The organism is Arthrobacter sp. U41 (assembly GCF_007679325.1).
In the GTDB taxonomy this organism is placed as follows: Bacteria; Actinomycetota; Actinomycetes; order Actinomycetales; family Micrococcaceae; genus Arthrobacter.
Genome location: NZ_VEGI01000001.1, coordinates 192,761 through 208,425 on the forward strand (window position 1 = coordinate 192,761; position 15,665 = coordinate 208,425).

Here is a 15,665-nt window from a genome sequence, read left to right on the forward strand (position 1 = left end):
GCACTGGAGAATACGGAAACCATCAATGACTGAACAGCCAAGAGGCGAGCTCGTCTGCAACGCCAGTGAGATCCAACTCAAGCAGGCGTTGCGGATCCTGGTCGACGACTACCCCGTCGCGATCGTGAAGGACTCGATGGGCGAAATCCACGCCATCGGGGACACCTGCTCGCACGCGGACATCTCCCTGTCCGAGGGCGAGGTGGAGGGCTGCATGATCGAGTGCTGGGGCCACGGCTCCCAGTTCGATCTGCGCAGCGGCGAGCCGCTCCAGCTGCCGGCCTACGATCCGGTTCCCGTCTTCGCCGTGACCGTCTTGGACGACGAAGTCTATGTGGACTTCACCAACGTCCTGAACGGCGCCGAGGCCCCGAACTTCAGCTGACGGCCGTTGTCGTCAGCAGTCAGTTTTAGAACACTTATCGACAAGAAACCGCACGGTGCCGGAGGGCACGGTGCAGAGGAGAACAAGGCACATGTCTACTCTTGAGATCAAGGACCTGCACGTCAGCATTGACACCGAGCAGGGCACGAAGGAAATCCTGAAGGGCGTCAGCCTGACTATCCGGACCGGCGAGACCCACGCCATTATGGGCCCGAACGGTTCCGGCAAGTCCACCCTGGCGTCCACCATTGCCGGCCACCCGCGCTACAACGTCACCGCCGGCACCATCACGCTGGACGGCGACGATGTCCTCGCGATGAGCGTCGACGAGCGAGCCCGCGCCGGCCTGTTCCTGGCCATGCAGTACCCAGTGGAGGTTCCGGGTGTCAGCATGACCAACTTCCTGCGCACCGCCAAAACGGCCATCGACGGCGAAGCCCCCAAGCTGCGTACCTGGACCAAGGACGTCAAGGCCGCCATGGCGCAGCTGCGCATCGACGCGGACTTCACGCAGCGCAACGTCAACGAGGGCTTCTCCGGCGGCGAGAAGAAGCGCGTTGAGATCCTCCAGCTGGAACTGTTCAAGCCGAAGTTCGCCGTCCTGGACGAGACCGACTCCGGCCTGGACGTTGACGCGCTCAAGGTTGTCTCCGAGGGCGTCAACCGCGCCCACGCCGAAGGCAACATGGGCACCCTGCTCATCACGCACTACACCCGGATCCTGCGCTACATCAAGCCGGACTTCGTGCACGTGTTCGTTGACGGCCAGGTTGTCGAAGAGGGCGGCCCGGAGCTTGCCGACCGCCTTGAAGAAGAAGGCTACGACCGCTACGCCACCGGCGCCGGGGCAGCCACCATCGCTGCCGCTGACGCTGCAGCACAGGCCTAGTTAGGACTTCACAATGACCGAACTCAATGTGGCCCGCACGGGCCTCGAGGATGTCGAAGAGGCACTCAAGGATGTGATCGACCCTGAACTGGGTGTGAACATCGTGGACCTGGGCCTGCTGTACGGCCTGAAGTACTCCGACGACGACGGCGCCCTCCTGATCGACATGACGCTCACCACGGCCGCCTGCCCGCTCACCGATGTCATCGAGGAGCAGGTCGGCAAGGCCCTGGACGGTGTGGTCGACGAATGGCGCCTCAACTGGGTGTGGATGCCGCCATGGGGTCCGGAACGGATCACCGAGGACGGCCGCGACCAGATGCGCGCCCTCGGCTTCAACATCTAGAACCGCCCTGCCCCGCAGGCAGGCAAACGACGGCGGGCGGGGCCCCCCCCCCTGCGGGGGCGCCGCGCCGCCCACGTCCCCGACGCGGCCCCCCCCCCCGCCCCCCCCTCGTCGTTTTATCGAGTGCTCCACAACCGCCCTGATGACAGCCCAAAACGGCAGTTAAGGAGCAGCGGACGGGCTAGGGAGTGGCGACGGCGAACGTGTCGCACTTGGTGATGTCACCCGTGGTGTACCCCTGGTAGAACCACTTCTGCCGCTGGGCGCTGGAGCCGTGGGTCCAGGCTTCCGGGGACACCCGGCCCGTCGCGGCTTCCTGGATCCGGTCGTCGCCCACGGCCGAGGCGGCCGAGAGGGCGTCCTGCAGGTCCCGTTCCGTCAGCGGATCCAGGAACGGCTGGCCCGTGGCGGGGTCCTCCGTGGTGGTGGCGTAACGGACCCACAGTCCGGCATAGCAGTCGGCTTGCAGCTCCACGCGGACGGCTCCGGATTCCGGTCCCTTCGGGTCCTGCTGGGCGCGGTCCAGGCTGCCCAGCACGTTCTGCACGTGGTGCCCGAACTCGTGGGCAACGACGTACTCCTGCGCAAGCGGCCCGCCGGAAGATCCGAAGCGGTCCACAAGGTCCTGGAAGAACCCCGGGTCGAAGTACGCGGTGGTGTCAGCCGGGCAGTAGAACGGGCCCACATCCGAGGTGGCGGCGCCGCAGCCGGTGTTGGTCGCCTGGTCGAAAATCACCGTGTCCGGCCGCGGGTACCGCTTGTTGTACTGGGCCAGGTAGGCCGGCCAGAAGGCGTTCAGGCTGTTGACCGTGCCCGTGATGCGGCAGTCGAGCCGGGCGTCGGCGTCGGCGCCGGTGACGCAGGCCGGCGCGGTGCCCTGGCCCTGCGCCCCGGAGTCCTGCGAGGTGCCGCCCAGGCCTTCCAGCATGCTCGGATTGATGCCGAGCAGGACCGCGATCAGCAGGACGATGCCGCCACCGATCCCGCCGCCGACTTTGACGCCGCGGCCCATGCCACGGCGGTCCTGGACCTGCGAGGGGTCCAGCTGGACATTGTCATTGAAACTCATGCTGTCACAATATCGCGTCCCTGCCGGGCGGTGGTTCCAGCCCGGTAAAGTTGGCCTGATGCCTTTTCTCAACAGACTCCAGCGCTGGGCCGACGAGCGCCCCGACGGCACCGCCGTCGTCGTGGACGGGCAGCGCCTGAGCTGGGAGCAGCTGCGGGACGCGGCCGCCGGCCTGGTGCCGGACACACCCGCCGTGACCGTGCTGTCGGAGGAGAACTCGCTGCATTTCGCCGCTGCGTTTGCCGCCGCGGTTGCGGGGGAGCGGCGATGCGCCGTGCTGGACCCGTTGTGGCCGCAGCAGCTCCAGGACGGGATCAGGGACCGGATCCGCAACACTGTGCCGGCCACGGGCCCCTCTTCAGAACCCGCCGACGGTCCGGAGCTCGCCGACGGGCGCCCGGACACGACATTCCTGATCGGCCTGACGTCCGGCACCACGTCCGTCCCCAAAGCCTTCACCCGCACGCGGCGGTCTTGGCAGCTGTCCTTCGACGCCTCGGTGGAGTTCTTCGGCCTCGCCGCGGAGGACAAAACCCTGGCGCCCGGGCCCCTCGCGGCGAGCCTGAATCTCTACGCCCTGGCTGAATGCCTGTACGCCGGTTCGGAGTTCCACACCCTTTCGCGGTTCGACGTCGGCGACGCCCACGCGGCGGTCAGCCATGACGGCATCACGCGCCTGGTGCTTGTTCCCACCATGCTCCGGCTCCTCAGCGAGCGGGGACTCAGCGGCGGTGTGGACGCCTCAGGCATCCGCAGCATCATCTGCGCCGGCTCCAAACTGGACGCGCGGACCCTCGAAGCTGCCCGCCGCTGGGCGCCCAACGCCACCATTTTCGAGTACTACGGCGCCTCCGAACTCAGCTTCGTCTCCGGGGCCGGGCTGCGGCCCGGGCAGCGGGCCGAGCAGCGCGGAACGGGAATCGGGAACCCCTTTCCCGGCGTCGCGATCCGCATCCTTGACGACAACGGCGCCGAACTGCCGGACGGCACCGACGGCAACATCTGCGTCCGCAGCGGGATGGTCAGCGACGGCTACCTCTGGGGCGATGACGGCCAGGCCCTGCAGAGCTTCGATGGCTGGCACACCGTGGGGGACCAGGGCTACCTCGACGGCGGGACCCTGCACATGCTGGGCCGCCGCTCGGACATGATCATCACGGCCGGCACCAACGTCTATCCGCACGAGGTGGAGCTGGCGCTGGCCTCCGTCCCCGGGGTGGCCGCCGCCGTCGCCGCCGGTTTCGCGGACGATCTCCGCGGCCAGAAGGTGGTGGCCGGCATTGTGCCGTCGCACGGCGGAGTGACCGCCACGCAGCTGAAGGCGGGCGTGGAGGACGTGCTGGCACGGAACAAACGGCCGCTGGAGTATTTTGTCCTGGCCGAACTGCCCCTGACGGACCGCGGGAAGCTCAGCCGGGAACTGCTGCTCGAATGGATTGCGCGCAACGACCCCAGAATCCGGCGCCTTGGCTGAGCGGCAGCCGCAATCCGCCGCGGATGCCCCCCTCCCGGAGGAACGGCAGCCGGTGATCATTGCCGCGCGCCGCACGCCGATCTGCCGGGCGAACGGCGCACTCAAAGCGGTCCCCGCCCACCAACTGCTGGCCCCCGTGCTCCGTGCCCTGCTGGCCGATGCCGGCGCGGCTCCGGAGTCGGTTGCCGACGTCGTGATCGGTAACGCCGTGGGCGGGGGCGGAAACCTGGCCCGGCTGGCGGCCCTCGAAGCCGGGCTCCCGGTCAGCGTCCCCGGCGTCACGGTGGACCGTCAATGCGGCTCCGGACTGGACGCGATCGTGCTGGCCGCCCGTCAGGTGGCCGCCGGCGGCAGCGGACTGTACCTGGCCGGCGGCGTGGAGAGCATCAGCACTGCGCCGCTTCGTGCACACCGGGGTGCCGGGGGTGTTCCCGACTTCTTCGCCCGGGCGCAGTTTGTTCCCTTGGGCCTGGGCGACCCGGACATGGGAGTGGCCGCCGAGAATGTTGCCGCACACTTCGGCATCAGCCGGGAGCGGCAGGACGAGCTGGCGCTGCGCAGCCACCGGCGGGCCCTGGCGTCCGCCGACGCGGGGGCGTTCGACGCCGAGATTGTGCAGCTCCCCGGCGTTGCGGACGGCGCTGTTGTCTCCGACGGCGCTGTTGGTTCCGGCGGCGGCACCGTGACTGCCGACGACGGGCCGCGCCGGGGACTTACGGAGGCCGTGCTGGCACGCTTCCCGCCGGTGTTCGCCGAGGGCGGCACTGTCACGGCGGGGAACTCCTGCTTCGACGCGGACGGTGCTGCCGGCGTCGTCATCACCTCGGTGGAACGAGCCCGCGAACTGGGAGCCCGCGATGGCCTGCTGGTGCTGGGCACGGACACCGCGGGCGTGGACCCGAGGCTGCTGGGCATCGGGGCGGCCGCGGCTGCCGAACGGCTTCTGGAACGGTGCGGCGTCCGCGCCGCGGAGCTGGGCCTGGTGGAGTTCAACGAGGCCTTCGCCTCCCAGACCCTGGCGTGTCTGGACCAGCTCGGCATCCCGGCGGAACGCGCCAACCTCGACGGCGGCGCGCTGGCCCTGGGGCACGCCTACGGAGCGTCCGGCGCGGTGCTGGTGACCAGGCTGCTGGCGCAGGCCCGGCGCAGCCCGGTCGAGGGGCAACTGGCGCTGGCCATGATCAGCATCGCCGGGGGAATGGGCACCGCCGCACTGCTGGAGTACCGGAGCTTTTCCTAGCTGCAGCGTCAGGCTTCCATGGGACATGCTCAGTCTTGGGCCCGGGCAATGGACATACTGGGCTTATGTCCAGTGCTCCGCGCATGGGGAGGGCATGTCCCGCCGGGGATGACGGTCCCGGGCGGCCCGTCGGCGTGATAGTCCGCATCCTATCCCGCGTGGTCGTCGCCCGCTTCGCCCAGTCCCCGGGCCGCGAGGGCGTCGCCGGTCTGCCGGGCGAAGGCCACAGTGGTGATAAACACCGGGAGGATCAGGGCCCGGGGGTTGCGTTCCAGGCCGCGGGCCCGGGCGGAGTCTCGGACGTCGCTGTACGCGCCCGCGATGAACGGGATACTCCGCAGCATGATGGCGATGGTCAGGGCAAAGCGCTCCGGATCCGAACCGAACCGCCGGAACGGCTGCGCCAGGGAAGCTACCCCGTCCAGCAGCCGCTGCACCGGAGTGGTGGCGGTCAGGATCGACGCCGCCACAATACAGACCAGCACATTGAGCACAATCCGTGCCGCCGTGGGCCCGCCAAGCTGCCACCACTGGAACAGCCCGATGGCCGCGAGGACCGGCAGCACGGGACGGACCGCCCGGAACAGCCGCCGGAACCCGGCCCCGCTGAGCAGGAACAGGGCACACATCAGCACCAGGGCTGCGGCGGCCACCACCCAGTCCACGATCAGGAACGATGCCATGCCGCAGCCGAGGACCAGGAGAAACTTCAGCCACAGCGGCGCGCGGTGCAGCAGCGAGTTCCCCGGCACATAGTTGGCGAACAGGAATCCGTGCCCGCTCACAACTGCTCCAGGCGCGGCTGGTTGGCCTGCGGCTGATTGACGTGCGGCCGGTCCGGCCCCGCGCCGGGAGCCGGCAGAGCCTCCGCGCAGATGGCCCGGTAATGGGCGACGGCGGCGGCCGGACCGCCGTCGAACACCACCGCCCCGGCGTCGACGACGAGGACCCGGTCGAGGTCCAGCGCGAGGTCCAGGTCGTGGGTGGAGAGGATGACCTGCTGGCTGAGCCCCGCCAGGGTCCGCCGCAGCAGTTCCCGGTTGCGCAGGTCCAGCAGGGTGGAGGGCTCGTCCAGGACCAGCACCTGCGGGTCCACGGCGAGGACGGCAGCGAGGGCCAGGAGCTGCCGCTCCCCGCCGGAAAGCTCGTAGATGCTTTGGTCGGCCAGCGGCAGCAACCCGAAACGGTCCAAGGTCGCCTCCGCCTGGCTGCTGCGTTCCCGCGCGTTGCGGACCGAACGACGGAGGGAGAGCTCAACATCCTCCCGGCCCGTCGGCATCACCAGCTGGGACAGCGGATCGGTGAACACGAAACCAACGCGCCGGCGTACCTCCCGCACCGCGCGGACCGTGTCCGAGCCGTCCACCGTGACGGTGCCGCTGCTCGGCGCTACGAGTCCGTTCAGGAGCCGCAGCAGGGTGGACTTGCCGGAACCGTTGGCGCCGATCACGCCGATCCGCCGCTCCGTCAGCCGCAGGCTCAGCTCCTCAAGCAGGGTCTTGGGTGCGGGGCGACCGTCCACGGCCACCCGCACCGCGGCCCGGTCCAGCACGATGGTGCTCACGGCCGGCTGTCCGCCTCGGCGCCGGCAACGGGGGCCGCTGATACGGGGCCGGGGGTCGCGGCGGTCCGGATCCGGCGGATCAGCAGGTCCGGGAAGGCCTTGTGCAGCGCAAGCGCAATGGTCACGGCCAGTGCGTTCTTGATCACATCCCCGGGGTAGAAGACCACGTCGGCGAGGAACGCCTTGGAGAAGTCCAGCTTCGCGTTGACCATCATTCCGAGGATGCCGAGGCCGTGGACAAAGATGATGCTGCTCACCATCGCGGAGGCGAACAGCAGGACGGCACGGAACCTGCCGGGACGGCCGGCCGTGCGGCGGAGCACGACGACGGTCAGCCAGCCCACCGCCGTGGCCGCGAACACAAAGCCGATGATGTAGCCCGCGGACGGGCCGGCGAGGACCCCGAGGCCGCTGCGACCGCCGCTGAAGATCGGCAGCCCGGCGAGCCCGAGGAGGACGTAAAGTCCGACGGCGGCGAACGCCCTGGCGGGGCCCAGTGCCAGGCCGGTGAGCATCACAGCGAGCGTCTGCAGGGTGATGGGCACGCCGAGGCCGCCTACCGGAATGGCGGCGATCAGGGCGGATGCTGCCACCAGCGCGGCGAACACAGCGATCAGTCCCAGGTCGGTGGCGTTCCAGCGGTTCCGGCCCCGGGCGGGGGTGGCGGCTGCGGTGCCGTCGGTTGTCGTCATGGGAGTTCCTATCGCGAGTGTATCGGGGGACCTGCTTCTCATTTTGACTCTACGAGCATGGCGGGGAGCGTTTTTTGTAGGTGCTCCACTAACCGGCGGCCCCGTTGCTGGAGGGCGGCACCAAAGGCTCCCGGGTGCTCCGCAGAGGCTCTCTTGTCATGGGGCGCAGGCGGGGCCGGTAGACTTGGAGAGGCCGTCCTCTCGGCCGCACTGCCCCGGCCCCTTCCAGATACCATCGTTGTGCCGCGGCGTTCCCTGTTGTGAAAGGCCTTAGCTGCATTGATTACCGTCCAGGATCTCGAACTGCGCGCCGGCGCCCGCCTCCTTATGGACCAGGTGAGCTTCCGGATCGACAAGGGAGACAAAATCGGCCTTGTGGGCCGTAACGGTGCAGGCAAGACCACACTGACCCGGGTGCTCGCCGGTGAAGGCCTGCCGGCCGGGGGCAAGGTGACCCGCACCGGCGAGATCGGCTACCTGCCGCAGGACCCGCGCACGCCGGACATGGAGCAGCTGGCCCGTGACCGGATCCTGTCCGCCCGCGGCCTGGACATCGCCGTCGGGAAGCTCCGCGTGGCGCACGAGGAGATGGCCAGTGACGACGCCGACGTCCAGCGCAAGGCGATGAACCGCTATGACCGGCTGGAATCCGAGTTCCTGGCCGCCGGCGGCTACGCGGCCGAGGCCGAGGCCGCCGCGATCTGTTCCAACCTGGCGCTCCCGGACCGCCTGCTGAACCAGCCCCTGAAGACCCTGTCCGGCGGCCAGCGCCGCCGTGTGGAGCTGGCCCGCATCCTGTATTCGGATGCCGAAACGATGCTCCTCGATGAGCCCACCAACCACCTCGACGCCGATTCCATCGCCTGGCTCCGTGAGTTCCTGAAGAACCACCAGGGCGGCCTGATCGTGATCAGCCACGACACGGAACTGCTCGAAGCCACCGTGAACAAGGTCTTCCTGCTGGATCCGAACCGCGCGCAGATCGATTTCTACAACATGGACTGGAAGCGCTACCTGCAGCAGCGCGAAACGGACGAGCGGGCCCGCAAGCGGGAGCGCGCCAACGCGGAGAAGAAAGCCCAGGTCCTCTTCGACCAGGCCAACAAGATGCGCGCCAAGGCCACCAAGGCCGTGGCCGCGCAGAACATGGCCAAGCGCGCCGAGCGTCTGCTGGGCGGACTGGAAGCCGTGCGCGCAACCGACCGCGTGGCCGCCCTGCGCTTCCCGGATCCGTCGCCCTGCGGCAAGACCCCGCTCACCGCGGACGGCCTCAGCAAGTCCTTCGGCTCGCTGGAGATCTTCACCGATGTGGACCTCGCGATCGACCGCGGCTCCAAGGTGGTCATCCTGGGCCTCAACGGCGCGGGCAAGACCACCCTGCTGCGGATGCTCGCCGGCGTCGACAAGCCGGATACCGGCGAGGTCGTCGCGGGTCACGGCCTGAAGGTGGGCTACTATGCCCAGGAACACGAGACGCTCGACGTCGACCGGACGGTCCTGCAGAACATGCGCTCCTCCGCACCTGACATGAACGACGCGGAAGTGCGCAACATCCTGGGCTCGTTCCTGTTTTCGGGTGACGACGTCGACAAGCCCGCCGGTGTGCTGTCCGGCGGCGAGAAGACCCGCCTGGCGCTGGCGACCATCGTCGCCTCGAGCGCGAACGTGCTGCTCCTCGATGAGCCCACCAACAACCTTGACCCGGCCAGCCGCGCCGAAATCCTCGGAGCGTTGAGCAACTACACCGGTGCCGTGGTGCTGGTGAGCCACGACGAAGGTGCCGTTGAGGCGCTCAATCCGGAGCGCGTGGTGCTGCTGCCCGACGGCGTCGAGGACCTGTGGAACGCGGACTACCTGGACTTGATTACGCTGGCGTAGGCCTCCCGGGTGGGCTGGTGCGCGCCCTGCCTTCCGCTTCGCACCGCGCCCGATTTGCCGCGTGCTCGCTCGTACCTCGCTTAGACGCACGCTACACAAATCAGCCGCGCCGCTGCGCTCGTGCTTTGGGCACCGCCGCGTTCGGCGCTCCTGCGGGCGTCACCTTTTCGCCGTCGCTAGCGGACGGGCATTTCCTTGGCTTCGGTGATGCGCTGGAGTTCTCGGTAGCTGATGGAGAACATCGAGTGGTGGTCGCCTGCTCCGGCCCAGAGCACGGGGTGGGCTGACAGGGACTCGTCCAGCAGGGTTTTGATCCTTTGGGGGTGGCCGATGGGTGCTATGCCGCCGACTTCCTGGCCGGTGTGTTCCAGCACGAACCCGGGGGAGGCGCGGCGGATGCTGCCGGTGCCCAGCTGCGCCGCGACCTTCCGGACATCCACCCGGGCGGCCCCGCTGGCCAGGATCAGCAGGGGAGCACCGTCGAGGTCGAACACCAGGCTGTTGGTGATGGCGGCGACGTCGCAGCCCAAGGCGGTGGCCGCGGCAGCCGCCGTCGGGACTGTCGAATCGAACACCGTCACGGTGTCCTCCGCGCCCAGAACGGTCAACGCGCGCTTCACCCGGGCCACCGGCTCCGGAACCACGATGTCCATCCCTCAGAACCCCTGGGCGTCCAGGATGGCGTCTTCCTCTTCCTCCGCGGTCGCGTTCTTCCGCTTCCGGGGGACGGGGCGGCGGCGGGCCACCGGACCGCTGGAGTGCATCACACCGCCCGCCGGGCCTACGCCGCCGGCCTGCGCTTCGGCGTCTTCGGCGTCGATGGCGGCATTGCGGGCCTGCTGGCGGGCGGCGTACCCGAACCCGATGAACATCAGCACACCGAAGGCAAACCACTGCAGGGAGTAGGAGAGGTGTGTGCCCTCCTCGGTGGACGGCTTGGGGAACGGGAAGGGCATTTCCGCCACGGCCGGGTTCTCTGACGCCAGCTGCCCGTACGCGCCCGTCAGCACGGGGTAACCCAGCTCGGCCGCATAGGCGGTGAGGTCAATGGAGGCCAGCTGCCCGTCCGGGGCGCCGCGCTTAAGATCGGGCTCGGCCGGTTTCAGGCGGGCGACGACGGTCACGGTGCCCTGCGGGGGTGCGGGTACCGTGTCCGGCTGGCCAGGATTGTTGTTCCCGATCGGCAGCCACCCGCGGTCGATGACGACGGTCTCGCCGGTTTCCACCCGGAAGGGGACCACCACCTCGTAGCCGGGCTGGCCGTTGAGCGGACGGTTGCGGACAATGCGCTGTCCGGCGACGTCGTAACTGCCCTTCAGCTCCACCTGGGTCCACTCGCGTTCCGGCGCGAGGGAGCTGAACTGCTCCTTGACCTCGGCGAAGGGGACCGGCGCAGCGGAGTAGTTAGAGGTGACACGGCTGATCTCGGCGAGGGTCTCGGCGCGGCGGTCCATCTGCCAGCGGCCCAGTCCGACGCAGGCAGCGGCAAAGATCGCGGCAAGCAGCAGGTATCCCAGCCACTTGCTGGAAAAGAGAAAACGGTACATTCAGCTTGCCCTACCTGCCGGGTTCAGTGCCACAGTTTCCTTCCAAAGCCCGCGGGTCTGCAGGTAATCCTCGAGCCATGCCCGATGCTCTCCGCAGGCCAGCCAGATCTTGCGCCGCTCCGGGGTGTGGATCTTCGGGTTGTTCCAGAGCAGCTGCCATTCTGCGCCGCTCCGGCACGCTTTGCGGGAACAGACGGCATCGGCCGGGCCGGCCGCCCCGCCGTTCCCGGCCAGGTCAAAAAGGTTCACGACGCCGCCCGCCCCTGGCCGGCGTCGTCCCCGGCGTCTCCCGCGCCGCGCTTCGGGAAGTTCTCTGTCGGGGAGTCCTCGTCGTCGACGAGCTCGCCCTGCAGCAGCGTCATCGAGGGGTCGCCCTCCGGGCCGTCCTTTATCGTGGCGGCCGGCGCGTCGAGCTGGGCCAGCGGCGCGTAGTCCAGCAGCGAGTCGGCATGGACCTCCGCCTTGTCACTGCCGTTGGCAATGATGACGGCAAACCAGGGCAGGAACACGGCCCCGATGACCGGGAGGATCTTGAGCCAGCCGTCCACCACAAAAATCAGGATCAGGCACACCATGCGGATGCCCATCGCCACGGCGTACTTGATCATCCGCTGGCGCATTTCTTCAGAGTGCGCCGCGGAGGCGTCCGTGATGCTGTGAACCTCGGAATCACCGGATGGGACGTCCGGGTTCCCGGGCACAGGTCCACCGTGCTGGTTTTTGAGTGTCAAGGCTGTCAGATCACGCTCCCAAAGGCTTACTCCAATTCTCTCACCAACGGCAGGGCCGCCCAAACGCGGCCCTGCCGGGCGCTAAGATCGGAGGCAGGAAAATCCCGCCCCCACCGCGGCGCCGTCCGCCGCAGAATTCCGGAGCCCCACCATGTCTGAAACAGCAACCGCCGGCCGCAGCGTCCTGATCACCGGCGGAAACCGCGGAATCGGCCTCGCCATCGCCGAAGCCTTCCTCGCCAACGGAGACAAGGTGGCCGTCACCTACCGCAGCGAATCCGCGCTCCCCGACGGCATTCTCGGCGTCAAGGCCGACGTCACGGACGAAGCCTCGGTGGACGCCGCGTTCGCCGAAGTGGAAGCGGCCCACGGTCCCGTCGAAGTACTCGTGGCGAACGCCGGCATCACCAAGGACACCCTCCTGATGCGGATGAGCGAGGACGATTTCACCTCAGTCATCGACACCAACCTCACCGGCGCCTTCCGTGTGGTCAAACGGGCCTCCAAGGGCATGATCCGGGCGCGCAAAGGCCGCGTGGTCCTGATTTCCTCTGTCTCGGGCCTCTACGGCGCGCCCGGCCAGATCAACTACTCGGCGTCCAAGGCCGGCCTGGTCGGCGTCGCCCGCTCCCTCACCCGCGAGCTGGGCGGCCGCGGGATCACCGCGAACGTGGTGGCGCCGGGCTTCATCAACACGGACATGACGGCGGAACTGCCCGAGGCAACCCAGAAGGACTACCTGTCCAAGGTGCCTGCCGGACGCTTCGCCGAGGCCTCCGAGGTTGCCAACGTGGTGCGCTGGATCGCCAGCGACGAGGCCTCCTACATCTCCGGCGCGGTCATCCCCGTCGACGGCGGTCTGGGCATGGGGCACTAGCCGGATCACCGGCCCGGACGGCACCTGCCGGGGCAGCCACGTCAGGACTTTTTGCCCTTTGCCGTGTGCCCTCCCGGGTGTGTAATGGGGCTACAGCCCCTCACCGCACCGGGCAGGGGCATGGATCCGGGAGGACAATCATGGCTGAACTTAACAAGTGGGTGCCGTCGGACGTGCTGGAGCCGATCAAGCGTTTCCTGGACGGCGACCTCACCATGTCCCCGTCCATCAAGGTGGAGCAGTTCCAGGACGGCGACACCCTGGTGGTGCGGGCGGAAGTTCCCGGAATCGATCCGGACAGGGACGTCGATGTCTCCGTAAGCGAGGGCATGCTGCACATCCGGGCCGAGCGCGAGGAGAAGATCGAGCACAAGAGCAAGGACGGGTACCGTTCCGAGTTCCGCTACGGCTCGTTCATGCGCAGCGTCGCCCTGCCTCCGGGGGCCAAGGAAGAAGACATCACCGCCACCTACAAGGACGGTGTCCTCGAAGTCCGTGCGCCCGCCCCGGCCACGCCGCCGGACACCACGGCGAAGAAAATCCGGATCGACCACACCTAGCCGGCGTTGGCCCTCGCCTCCCGCAGCCAGTCCAGGACCTCCCCGTCCAGGTCGTCCACCGCATGAAGCTCCAAGTGATGCATCCACACTCCGGGGGAGGGGTGGGCCACCTCTTTGAACCTCGGGGATTCCACGTGCCGCGGGAGCGCGATTGACAGCACGGCCGGGACATCGGAATGCACGTACCGGCCGGGCCACCACACATAGGCGAAGCCCCGCCGCGCCCGGAACGCCACCTGGCTTCTCGTTGCCCGGATTCCGGCCGGCGAAGGCGTGGAAAGCAGCTGCTCCACGGCGCGGAACAGCTCCAAGCCGCGCGGCGATCCGCTGAACAGCTCTTCCGGCGTCGATTCCTCGCTCAGGCCCCGGGGCACGGTGCCTCCCGCTGCCGCTCACTCGGCCATGTCATGCCCGCGAGCCTACGCCCGCGGCGGTGCCGCAACTAGCCTGCGGTAGCTTCTTTGTGGGACCCGAACAACCGAAATGGCCGGCGCCGCTGGCATGATGGACTGCAGACCCACCGTTTTTGGACGTTTGGAACAAAGGAGCTCGTATGGGACTGCTGGAGAACAAGACTGCGATTGTGACCGGTTCATCGCGCGGCATCGGCGCTGAAGTGGCCAAGATCCTCGCCGACGAGGGCGCCGCCGTCGTCGTGAATTACCGCCAAAAGGCTCCGCGTGCCAACAAGGTGGTTGCCGAGATCGAGGCGGCCGGCGGCCGAGCCGCTGCCGTGGGCGCCGACCTCACCACCCAGGAAGGCGTCCAGGCCCTGGCCAGCGCCGCGATGGAGAACTTCGGTTCCCTCGACGTCCTGGTCCTGAACGCCTCCGGGGGCATGGAATCCGGCATGGAGGAGGGCTACGCCCTCAAGCTCAACCGCGACGCCCAGGTGAACATGCTCAACGCCGCCGTGCCGCTGATGCCCGAGGGGTCCCGGGTGGTCTTCGTGACCAGCCACCAGGCCCACTTCATCAACACCGTACCCACCATGCCGGACTACGAGCCGGTGGCACGCAGCAAGCGCGCAGGCGAGGACGCACTCCGCGCCCTGGTTCCGAACCTGGCCGAGAAGGGCATCTCCCTGGTTGTCGTCTCCGGAGACATGATCGAGGGGACCGTCACGGCAACCCTGCTGGACCGCTCCAACCCGGGCGCCATCGAAGCCCGCCGCGCCGAGGCCGGGAAACTGTACTCGGTCACGGAGTTCGCCGCCGAGGTCGCCAAGATGGTCACCGCTGACGTCGAGTCCGGCCACACCGAGTACGTCGGCGGGTCCGACTACTTCGACAAGAGCAACAGCTAAGGACCGGCCGTACAGGCCGAACAAATGGCAATAAAGGAAGGCCGGGGCAAACCGCCCCGGCCTTCCTTGTTGGTCAGCGACCCGCTATTGGGCAGTATCCCTCAGACGCCGGCGATGTGCCGGACGACGTCGAGGTACGGCAGGTTCACGGCGGCGTCCGCCACAGCGCGGACGGCCGGCTTCGCGTTGAATGCGACGCCGATCCCCGCGGCACCGAGCATGTCCAGATCGTTGGCGCCGTCGCCCACGGCAATCGTGTGGGCCATTGGGATGCCTTCCCGGGCGGCCCATTCGCGCAGGTATTTCTCCTTCGCCGCCCGGTCAATCACCTCGCCGATCACTTTCCCGGTCAGGGCGCCGTCGGCGATTTCGAGTTCATTGGCCACCCAGTAGTCGAGCCCCAGTTCCTCGGCAATCGGCTGCAGGATCTGGTTGAAGCCACCGGAGATCACGGCCACCACGTGGCCCGCGGCCTGGAAAGCGGCCACGAGTTCCGCCGCGCCGTGGCTCAGGGTCACTTCGGCACGGACGGAATCGACGACGTCGGCGGGCAGCCCGGCGAGCACCGCCACCCGTGCGTGCAGGCTCTCGGCGAAATCCAGCTCGCCGCGCATCGCGGCCTCCGTCACCTCAGTCACTTCTTCACGCTTGCCGGCGTAGGCGGCCAGGAGTTCGATCACCTCCTCCTGGATCAGGGTGGAATCCACATCCAAGATGAGGAACTTCCGCTGCGCATTCCGGAGCGAGGTGGGGACAATTGCCGTGTCCACTCCGGCGGGGAGGTTTACGGCCGCCGCGCCGCGGAGTCCTGCGAGTGCTGCCTCACCGTCATCCGCCCCGGCGGCCGGGTCAACGCTGCCGTCTGCCGTGTACACCTCGTAGCGGGAGTCGCCGGTGCGCGTTTCGGCGCCGAGGGTCAGTCCCGACGCGGTGAGCAGTGACCGGAGCCGCTGCACCTCGGGAAGGGTCAGTTTCGGGGCATAGCTCACTGCGGTCACGTTGAGGGTCATGGCTACAATCCTAGCGATCAGGCGGATCGGGATCCGAATTCGTTGCGCTCCGGTGACACCTCCGCGGCCCGGCCCAGGGTGCCGGGCCCGCACCCGG

Annotated in this window: 19 protein-coding genes; 9 read left to right on the forward strand and 10 right to left on the reverse strand. The window is 68.3% G+C overall.

What is annotated here, in order from left to right:
* The first annotated feature begins 25 nt into the window (after window positions 1-25).
* The 3 genes from FS787_RS00880 (at window position 26) to FS787_RS00890 (ending at window position 1,620) form a co-directional block, all read left to right on the forward strand.
* On the forward strand, window positions 26-385 hold the full coding sequence (locus tag FS787_RS00880) for a non-heme iron oxygenase ferredoxin subunit (protein WP_056434013.1): 360 nt from the start codon (window positions 26-28) through the stop codon (window positions 383-385).
* Window positions 386-476: 91 nt separating this feature from the next.
* On the forward strand, window positions 477-1,274 hold the full coding sequence (gene sufC / locus FS787_RS00885; protein ID WP_144670226.1) for a Fe-S cluster assembly ATPase SufC: 798 nt from the start codon (window positions 477-479) through the stop codon (window positions 1,272-1,274).
* Between the two features lie 13 nt (window positions 1,275-1,287).
* Window positions 1,288-1,620 carry a metal-sulfur cluster assembly factor gene (locus tag FS787_RS00890; protein ID WP_056434018.1) on the forward strand — a complete coding sequence of 111 codons (333 nt, stop codon included), beginning with the start codon at window positions 1,288-1,290 and terminating at the stop codon, window positions 1,618-1,620.
* A 181-nt stretch (window positions 1,621-1,801) separates the two neighbouring features.
* On the opposite strand, the gene FS787_RS00895 is transcribed toward FS787_RS00890, so the two are convergent.
* On the reverse strand, window positions 1,802-2,689 hold the full coding sequence (locus FS787_RS00895; protein WP_144670228.1) for a neutral zinc metallopeptidase: 888 nt from the start codon (window positions 2,687-2,689) through the stop codon (window positions 1,802-1,804).
* Between the two features lie 58 nt (window positions 2,690-2,747).
* Here FS787_RS00895 and FS787_RS00900 point away from each other — a divergent pair, with 58 nt between their 5' ends.
* The gene (locus FS787_RS00900) at window positions 2,748-4,163 is read left to right on the forward strand and encodes a class I adenylate-forming enzyme family protein (RefSeq protein ID WP_144670229.1); all 1,416 of its coding nucleotides are present in this window, start codon (window positions 2,748-2,750) and stop codon (window positions 4,161-4,163) included.
* A complete protein-coding gene (locus FS787_RS00905) occupies window positions 4,156-5,403 on the forward strand; it encodes a thiolase family protein (RefSeq protein ID WP_260982337.1) in 1,248 nt (415 codons plus the stop codon). Before FS787_RS00900 ends, FS787_RS00905 begins: the two co-directional genes overlap by 8 nt.
* Window positions 5,404-5,552: 149 nt before the next feature.
* On the opposite strand, the gene FS787_RS00910 is transcribed toward FS787_RS00905, so the two are convergent.
* Genes FS787_RS00910 through FS787_RS00920 form a run of 3 tightly spaced genes read right to left on the reverse strand, consistent with a single transcriptional unit; the run spans window position 5,553 to window position 7,659 of the window.
* The gene (locus tag FS787_RS00910; RefSeq protein WP_144670231.1) at window positions 5,553-6,188 is read right to left on the reverse strand and encodes an energy-coupling factor transporter transmembrane protein EcfT; all 636 of its coding nucleotides are present in this window, start codon (window positions 6,186-6,188) and stop codon (window positions 5,553-5,555) included.
* A complete protein-coding gene (locus tag FS787_RS00915; RefSeq protein ID WP_144670233.1) occupies window positions 6,185-6,967 on the reverse strand; it encodes an energy-coupling factor ABC transporter ATP-binding protein in 783 nt (260 codons plus the stop codon). Before FS787_RS00915 ends, FS787_RS00910 begins: the two co-directional genes overlap by 4 nt.
* Window positions 6,964-7,659, reverse strand: a complete 696-nt coding sequence (locus tag FS787_RS00920; RefSeq protein ID WP_144670235.1) for a biotin transporter BioY — start codon at window positions 7,657-7,659, stop codon at window positions 6,964-6,966. Before FS787_RS00920 ends, FS787_RS00915 begins: the two co-directional genes overlap by 4 nt.
* A 279-nt stretch (window positions 7,660-7,938) precedes the next feature.
* On the opposite strand from FS787_RS00920, the gene FS787_RS00925 reads away from it, so the two are divergent.
* Entirely contained in the window at window positions 7,939-9,537 is a 1,599-nt protein-coding gene (locus FS787_RS00925) for an ABC-F family ATP-binding cassette domain-containing protein (protein WP_056429341.1), read from the forward strand.
* 176 nt (window positions 9,538-9,713) lie between these two features.
* On the opposite strand, the gene FS787_RS00930 is transcribed toward FS787_RS00925, so the two are convergent.
* The 4 genes from FS787_RS00930 to FS787_RS00945 are packed head-to-tail and all read right to left on the reverse strand — an operon-like array spanning window position 9,714 to window position 11,815.
* Window positions 9,714-10,190, reverse strand: coding sequence for a YbaK/EbsC family protein (locus tag FS787_RS00930; RefSeq protein ID WP_144670237.1), 477 nt, complete (start codon window positions 10,188-10,190; stop codon window positions 9,714-9,716).
* Between the two features lie 3 nt (window positions 10,191-10,193).
* Entirely contained in the window at window positions 10,194-11,084 is an 891-nt protein-coding gene (locus tag FS787_RS00935) for an SURF1 family protein (RefSeq protein WP_144670239.1), read from the reverse strand.
* Window positions 11,085-11,333, reverse strand: a complete 249-nt coding sequence (locus FS787_RS00940) for a hypothetical protein (RefSeq protein ID WP_144670241.1) — start codon at window positions 11,331-11,333, stop codon at window positions 11,085-11,087. It abuts the gene before it with no gap.
* Window positions 11,330-11,815, reverse strand: coding sequence for a DUF3099 domain-containing protein (locus FS787_RS00945; protein WP_144670243.1), 486 nt, complete (start codon window positions 11,813-11,815; stop codon window positions 11,330-11,332). Before FS787_RS00945 ends, FS787_RS00940 begins: the two co-directional genes overlap by 4 nt.
* Window positions 11,816-11,966: 151 nt before the next feature.
* Between FS787_RS00945 and FS787_RS00950 the strand changes: the two genes are divergently transcribed.
* A complete protein-coding gene (locus FS787_RS00950; protein WP_144670245.1) occupies window positions 11,967-12,692 on the forward strand; it encodes a beta-ketoacyl-ACP reductase in 726 nt (241 codons plus the stop codon).
* Window positions 12,693-12,832: 140 nt separating this feature from the next.
* Window positions 12,833-13,252 carry an Hsp20/alpha crystallin family protein gene (locus FS787_RS00955; RefSeq protein ID WP_144670247.1) on the forward strand — a complete coding sequence of 140 codons (420 nt, stop codon included), beginning with the start codon at window positions 12,833-12,835 and terminating at the stop codon, window positions 13,250-13,252.
* On the opposite strand, the gene FS787_RS00960 is transcribed toward FS787_RS00955, so the two are convergent.
* Window positions 13,249-13,626 (reverse strand): DUF5655 domain-containing protein, encoded by a 378-nt coding sequence (locus tag FS787_RS00960; protein ID WP_260982339.1) that lies wholly within the window; start codon window positions 13,624-13,626, stop codon window positions 13,249-13,251. The two genes, FS787_RS00955 and FS787_RS00960, sit on opposite strands and share 4 nt — an antisense overlap.
* Window positions 13,627-13,805: 179 nt before the next feature.
* On the opposite strand from FS787_RS00960, the gene FS787_RS00965 reads away from it, so the two are divergent.
* Entirely contained in the window at window positions 13,806-14,558 is a 753-nt protein-coding gene (locus FS787_RS00965) for an SDR family oxidoreductase (RefSeq protein ID WP_144670249.1), read from the forward strand.
* A gap of 101 nt (window positions 14,559-14,659) precedes the next feature.
* Here the strand turns inward: FS787_RS00965 and serB are convergent, their stop codons facing one another.
* A complete protein-coding gene (gene serB, locus FS787_RS00970; protein ID WP_144670251.1) occupies window positions 14,660-15,568 on the reverse strand; it encodes a phosphoserine phosphatase SerB in 909 nt (302 codons plus the stop codon).
* Window positions 15,569-15,665 lie beyond the last annotated feature (97 nt).

Coding starts and splice junctions, on each gene's coding strand:
- FS787_RS00880 (WP_056434013.1), top strand. CDS start 26: ATGACTGAACAGCCAAGAGGCGAGCTCGTCTGCAACGCCAGTGAGATC.
- sufC (WP_144670226.1), top strand. CDS start 477: ATGTCTACTCTTGAGATCAAGGACCTGCACGTCAGCATTGACACCGAG.
- FS787_RS00890 (WP_056434018.1), top strand. CDS start 1,288: ATGACCGAACTCAATGTGGCCCGCACGGGCCTCGAGGATGTCGAAGAG.
- FS787_RS00895 (WP_144670228.1), bottom strand. CDS start 2,689: ATGAGTTTCAATGACAATGTCCAGCTGGACCCCTCGCAGGTCCAGGAC.
- FS787_RS00900 (WP_144670229.1), top strand. CDS start 2,748: ATGCCTTTTCTCAACAGACTCCAGCGCTGGGCCGACGAGCGCCCCGAC.
- FS787_RS00920 (WP_144670235.1), bottom strand. CDS start 7,659: ATGACGACAACCGACGGCACCGCAGCCGCCACCCCCGCCCGGGGCCGG.
- FS787_RS00930 (WP_144670237.1), bottom strand. CDS start 10,190: ATGGACATCGTGGTTCCGGAGCCGGTGGCCCGGGTGAAGCGCGCGTTG.
- FS787_RS00935 (WP_144670239.1), bottom strand. CDS start 11,084: ATGTACCGTTTTCTCTTTTCCAGCAAGTGGCTGGGATACCTGCTGCTT.
- FS787_RS00950 (WP_144670245.1), top strand. CDS start 11,967: ATGTCTGAAACAGCAACCGCCGGCCGCAGCGTCCTGATCACCGGCGGA.
- FS787_RS00955 (WP_144670247.1), top strand. CDS start 12,833: ATGGCTGAACTTAACAAGTGGGTGCCGTCGGACGTGCTGGAGCCGATC.
- FS787_RS00965 (WP_144670249.1), top strand. CDS start 13,806: ATGGGACTGCTGGAGAACAAGACTGCGATTGTGACCGGTTCATCGCGC.
- serB (WP_144670251.1), bottom strand. CDS start 15,568: ATGACCCTCAACGTGACCGCAGTGAGCTATGCCCCGAAACTGACCCTT.